Here is a 5315-nt window from a genome sequence, read left to right on the forward strand (position 1 = left end):
ACGACATCCTGCTGGTCGGGGGTCAGGGCGGTGAGGGCCTGCTGCAGGTGGCGTCCGAGCTCACTGCGGGCCGCCAGGTCGTCCGGCTGCGGGCCGTTGGCTGGGAGCTGTTCCGTGATCTCTGCCTGCGGGTGCCGGTAGGCTCGGCGATAGTGGTCGGCGACCAGGTTGGCCGTTGTACCCAGCAGCCAGCCCTGGATTGTGGTCCGAGGCCCTTTGCCCAGCTGGAGGGCTTCGATCAGTCGGACGAACACATCGCTGGTCAGATCCTCGGCGAGCTGGTCGTCGTTGAGACGGAATCGGGCATACCTATACACGACCGCGTAGTATCGGTCGTGAATCTCGCCGACCGCCTGCGCATCCAGGGAGTGCAGGCGGTCAACTTCGGCGGTGCTGGCGCCACGTGTACGCAGTCGCAACGTCAGGTGTCCAAGACTTGGAATTCTCGCTGTTGGCGCCGCGCAGTATAGCATGGGGTTCATCCGGGTTCGCTCCTCGTCCCGCGTAGGCGGGACGAGGAGCGAAAGGGGAGCTCATGCGAATGGGACTAGTCGTCGTCCCCGCCGCTGCCGCTTCCCTTGCCGCTGTTGTCATCGCTGCCCGAGCCGCCGTTGTCGTCAGCGCTGTGATCATCGCTGCCCGAGCCGATGTTGTGGTTGTTCAGGTCATCGTCATCGAACGACAGGCCATCGTTGTCTTCCTCGATTTCCTTGGCCGTCAGGCTGCCGTCGGCATTGCGGACAAGTTCGACCTGCACCATGTCCCCGACCAGTATGTGGCTGTCGAATTCGGTGGCGCCGGTGACCGAGAAGGTCATACCGCCAATGGTCCAGCTGCCCTCGCCGATGGACTCGACGATGCCGGAGAACTTGAAGTCCTCGCCGTCCTCGCCCGACTCCGGGGTGCCCGAGTCATCTGACATGTCCTCGACACCAGCCGGTTCGATCTCGCGGGCGAGCAGCGAGCCGTCCGCCTGAGGCACGACATGGACCTTCACCAGGCTGCCGACCTCGATCGATCCCTTGACCTCCGTGCCGGGGGCGATGGCCAGTGTGCGGCCGCCGACCGTCCAGCTGTCAGCGCCCATCGACTCCACCGTCCCGGCGAACTCGAACTCCCCGACAGGTTCCTGGCTGTCTTCCGCCTCGTCCTCGGCCTTCTCGATCTCACGCGCAGTCAGGACTCCGCCTTCGCCGATCAGGGCGTGCACCTTGACCAGGTCGCCAGCCTGCATGCCGGGCATGAGCTCGGTGCCAGGCCCCACCTGCAGGGTCAAGCCGTTCACGGTCCACTGTGTGTCGCCGACCGCTTCCAGCGTCCCAACAAACTCAAGTTCGCCGACCCCTTCGGGTGCCGCGGCGGAGATGGCGCGCCGGATCGCACGGGCGAAGAGCTGGCCATCGGCCTGCAAAGCGATCTCCACCTTCACCAGATCGCCTGCGCCCAGCTCTCCCTCAATTTCGGTGCCCTTGCCGGTGGCAAAGGTGACCCCGGCCACAGTCCATTCTTCGGGGCTTATGCTGTCAGCCGGACCCACCAGCTCGAATACCTGCAAGGCACTGCTCAGGCGCACGAGGGCGGTTTCCCCAGAAGAGGCGGGTGCCTGTTCGGCGGGCGGCTTGGCCAGGCCGGCATCTTGGGCAGCTGCGGCCGTACCGTCACAGGCCGCCAGCGCCAGGCTGGCCGCTATCAGGGCGGTGGTCAAGATCAGGGTGCTTGTGCGTGTTTTCATCGAATACTCCTCAAACCTCCTTGGTATCATCTATTTAGTCGCATTCGCGGGCATGAGGTTATGGCCTATGGAAAAACTGGGACCGGCGTACTAGGCCGAAACGAGCTCAAGACCGCGATGGATTGTTATGTCAACTAAGCAGGGACAGATGCAGGTCGATGGAAGCCGGTGCGGGAGGGGGCTGCGCGGCGGGGTCGGGCCTAGCCCGCCGGCTGGTGGCCGGCAGAGGCCAGGTCGGGGTCGGCAGACCGCAAGATCGAAAACTGGTCGAAATCGCGGGCGACTGTGACGGCGGGGAAGATGGCGGCCGCTTCGTCCAGCACGTCTCGCGTCCGGTAGCGACGAGAGATATGGGTCAAGTATAGGTGCCCGACCCCGGCCCGCTTCGCCAGCTCGGCGGCATCGCTGGCAGTCAGATGGGCGAACTGGCGGGCCAGGTCGGATTCGACTGACAGGTAGGTCGCCTCGATGACTAGGCCATCCGCCCCTTCACATACCTCATCCAGCTCGCGGGTGCTGCCGCAGTCGCCGACGTGGATCAGGCGGGTGCCGCGCCGCACCGGACCGAGGACGTCGTCGGGCAAGATGGTGCGGCCGTCCGGCAAGTGGGCGGGCTGGCCCGCCACCAGGTCGCGGCGCAACGGCCCGGGCGGCAGGCCGAGCGCCTCCGCTCGCTCCGGCAGGAACGGTCGATGGGAGGCGGCCTCAAAGACGAAGCCGTAGCAGCCGGGGCTGCGGTGCTGCACCGGGAAGGCCGTGATGCGGAGACCGCCGGCCTCCAGCAGGACGCCGGGCTCAATCGGGTTCAACTCCAACCGCATCGGGGGGCGGGCACCGCGCAGGACCACGCCCTGGATCAGGTCGCGGATTCGATCCAGGGCATGCCGTCCGGCGAAGATCTCCAGGGTGTCGATGGTCTCCCACCGCATGAAAGTTGAGAGCAATCCGGCGAGGCCGAGGATGTGGTCGAGGTGCCCGTGGGTGATCAGGATGCGGTTCAGCCGCCGAAACCCAATGCCGGATTGCAGGATCTGTCGCTGCGTCCCCTCGCCACAGTCGATCAGGAACCGCTGGTCGCGGTAGCTGACGACCTGGGCCGACAGCCCGCGTCGGATCGAGGGGGCCGAGGCTGATGTGCCCAGGAAGGTGAGCTCAAACACGCGGCCGCACTCCGGGCGAGGGTTGGAACGAGGTCACGACGGCCATTGTACACCGGCAAGCGACGTCATCGCCGATGGAGGGCGCACCCGCCGCATTCAGGCGGTGCGGGCAATAGCCGTCAGCCCCAGGATTACGATGCCGATCCAGAGGTTGATGCGAAGCAGGCGTTGTTGGCTTGCGGTGGCTGCCCGCCCTTCGAGTCCCGTGTCCGCTGCTCTCAGCAGGGCCTGGCGCTCAAGGGTTGGGGTGACCACCCAGGTCTGGTACGCGGCGAGCGCCAACATCGCCCCGAAGGCGGTGTGTTTGGCGAGCATCGCCGCCGACCAAAGGTTGTCGATCGCCAGCAAGCCGAGATAGTTCGGGCTGGCTGCCATCTGTGTCATTCCGGTGGCGACCAGCACGGCGATGCTCAGCCAGGCCAGCGGCTGGAATCGCCGCGAGATGGCCCGCAGCAGGTTGGCCTGATCGTGGGCGGAGAGGGACCGGCTGGCCGCCGGCAGCCAGAGCACTGAGAGGACGAACAGCCCGCCGACGAGCACGATGGTCGCCAGCATGTGCAGGGCGTAGGCCGCCGTGAGCGCCCAGGCCGGCACGGGCGAGCTCACCCGCCGCCGCTGCCGCCACCGCCATCTGGAGTGGGCGTCTCGGTCGGCACTTCGCCCCCGGGCGTAGCGGTCTCTTCCGCCGGCTCCTCCGGCTGGTCTTCGGCATCCTCGCAAAGACCGTAGGCCTCGGTGGCGGTCGGGACGAGGGTGCCGTTCTCCCAAGCCAGGAGCGACTGCTCATAGTAGCCCTTGGCGGCACACGGGTCGCCCGAGGAGACCAGCAGGTCGCCGTAGGCCTGGGATGAGATGGCGTACTTGATGTAAGCATCATTCTTCAAATAGGGGGCGACGACGTAGACCTGGGAGAAGTAGTACACCGCCTGGGCCCAGTTGGCGCCCATGTAGCTGTTGGCCAACAGATAGAGGTCGGCCCAGCTGCGCCAGTTTTCGGCTTCTTCATCCAGGGGACCGAAGAGTTCGGCGCGGCTGAGGTCATACATCCCCTCTTCCAACAGGCCTTGCTGGCCAATGCGCTCGACCCCGCGGTTGCGCAGGGCGGCGTAGAGCAGTCCGTCGACCTCGACTGCCCGGTACTCGAAATCCTTGGCGCGCAGGGCCAGGAGTGTCTCGATCGTCAGGTCCCAATCCCCATCGGCGAGAGCCTGGTGGGCCTGGACAAACAAGTCCTCGATAGGGGCCAGGTTGGGGGTTGGCGTGGCGCCCGGCAACAGCGTCGGATGCGGGGCGTTCAGGCCGACCAGGGCTTGGGCCAGTCGCTGGGCGGCGTCCGGATAGGTTGGGTCGAGGCGGATCACGTATTCGATTCGCTGGCGCGCCAACTCGAAGCGCCTGGCTTCCAGGTCTTCGAGCGCCAGACCCCACTGTTCGTCGGCGCTCAGGCCAAAAGCCACCTGGCGTGCCTGCTGTCGCTGCTGCACGCCCACCAGATACCCGATGGAGGCGGCGAGAAGGATAACGCCCAAGGTGAGCGGGATCAGCCAGATCCAACGACGACGGCGCCGCGGTTCAGGCGAGCTGGTAGCGGTTGGTTCGTTCTGGGAGAGATCGCTCATGGGCTGTCTTGGTCCGACGGGCGTGGCTGCGGGGAATGCCGGCTGGGGATTATACCCGACGAGCGGCGTCCCCAAGCACAAGAACCTGGCGCAGACCGGCGGCCGGGGCTCCGGCCCCCCGGAGCGGCAGATTCGGGCTGACCACACAATCCCTTCACAAGTGCCGGACACCGCCCTCAAGCCGGCTCGCTATGCTGACAGTCGATCCCTGGGTGTCGTGAAAGGAAGGCCCCTGTAGGAAAGCCAGAATCCAAGACCGTTTCAAGTCGATACCCCCTCGTCGGCGGAATACGGCGGCGGTCGCCATTGCCGTGTTGCTGCTGGGCGTGGCCGTCTTCGCCTTCGCCAAGACTGGCGTTCTATCGGGGGAGGCGCAAGATGAAGCCCAACTGCAGACGGCAACCGTGAGATCTGGCGATCTCGTGTTGCTCGTCAGCGGTACCGGGACGCTCACCGCCGCGGATGAGATCCTGCTCGGCTTCGGGGCCAGCGGGACTATCTCGGCCCTGCATGTGAAGGTCGGCGATCGGGTCAAATCCGGCGACATCCTGGCCGAGCAGGCCGAGCGCAAGCAGTTGGAGGCGGAGCTGGCGGCAGACCAACTGGCCCTGATCGAGGCGCACGAGGCGCTGGCGGATCTCGAGAACGGAGCCGGCATGGCGTGCGCCGAGGCGCAGTTAGCCCTGGCGGATGCCCAGGACACCCTCAAAGCTTCCGAGCGCACCTGGCGGGTGAGCAAGCAGGGCAACCGCGCCAAGCAGCACCAGCGTGAAGGCGGCGCTGGCCGCAGTGATCGTCGCCAGG

The 5315-nt window shown here is 66.2% G+C and carries 6 protein-coding genes; 1 reads left to right on the forward strand and 5 read right to left on the reverse strand.

What is annotated here, in order from left to right:
• The 5 genes from MUO23_07220 to MUO23_07240 form a co-directional block, all read right to left on the reverse strand.
• A partial coding sequence (locus tag MUO23_07220) for a sigma-70 family RNA polymerase sigma factor (GenBank protein ID MCJ7512747.1) occupies positions 1–482 on the reverse strand: 482 nt, incomplete at its 3' end.
• Positions 483–547: 65 nt separating this feature from the next.
• On the reverse strand, positions 548–1732 hold the full coding sequence (locus MUO23_07225; protein ID MCJ7512748.1) for a DUF5666 domain-containing protein: 1185 nt from the start codon (positions 1730–1732) through the stop codon (positions 548–550).
• Between the two features lie 200 nt (positions 1733–1932).
• Positions 1933–2892 (reverse strand): MBL fold metallo-hydrolase, encoded by a 960-nt coding sequence (locus MUO23_07230; protein MCJ7512749.1) that lies wholly within the window; start codon positions 2890–2892, stop codon positions 1933–1935.
• Positions 2893–2988: 96 nt separating this feature from the next.
• Positions 2989–3498 carry a CopD family protein gene (locus MUO23_07235; protein MCJ7512750.1) on the reverse strand — a complete coding sequence of 170 codons (510 nt, stop codon included), beginning with the start codon at positions 3496–3498 and terminating at the stop codon, positions 2989–2991.
• Positions 3495–4511, reverse strand: coding sequence for a hypothetical protein (locus tag MUO23_07240; protein MCJ7512751.1), 1017 nt, complete (start codon positions 4509–4511; stop codon positions 3495–3497). The genes MUO23_07235 and MUO23_07240 overlap by 4 nt, the downstream gene beginning before the upstream one ends.
• Positions 4512–4822: 311 nt before the next feature.
• Here MUO23_07240 and MUO23_07245 point away from each other — a divergent pair.
• Positions 4823–5315, forward strand: a 493-nt coding sequence (locus MUO23_07245; protein ID MCJ7512752.1) for a biotin/lipoyl-binding protein, incomplete at its 3' end; no start/stop codon positions are given.

This window comes from Anaerolineales bacterium, assembly GCA_022866145.1.
Taxonomy (GTDB): Bacteria; Chloroflexota; Anaerolineae; order Anaerolineales; family E44-bin32; genus PFL42.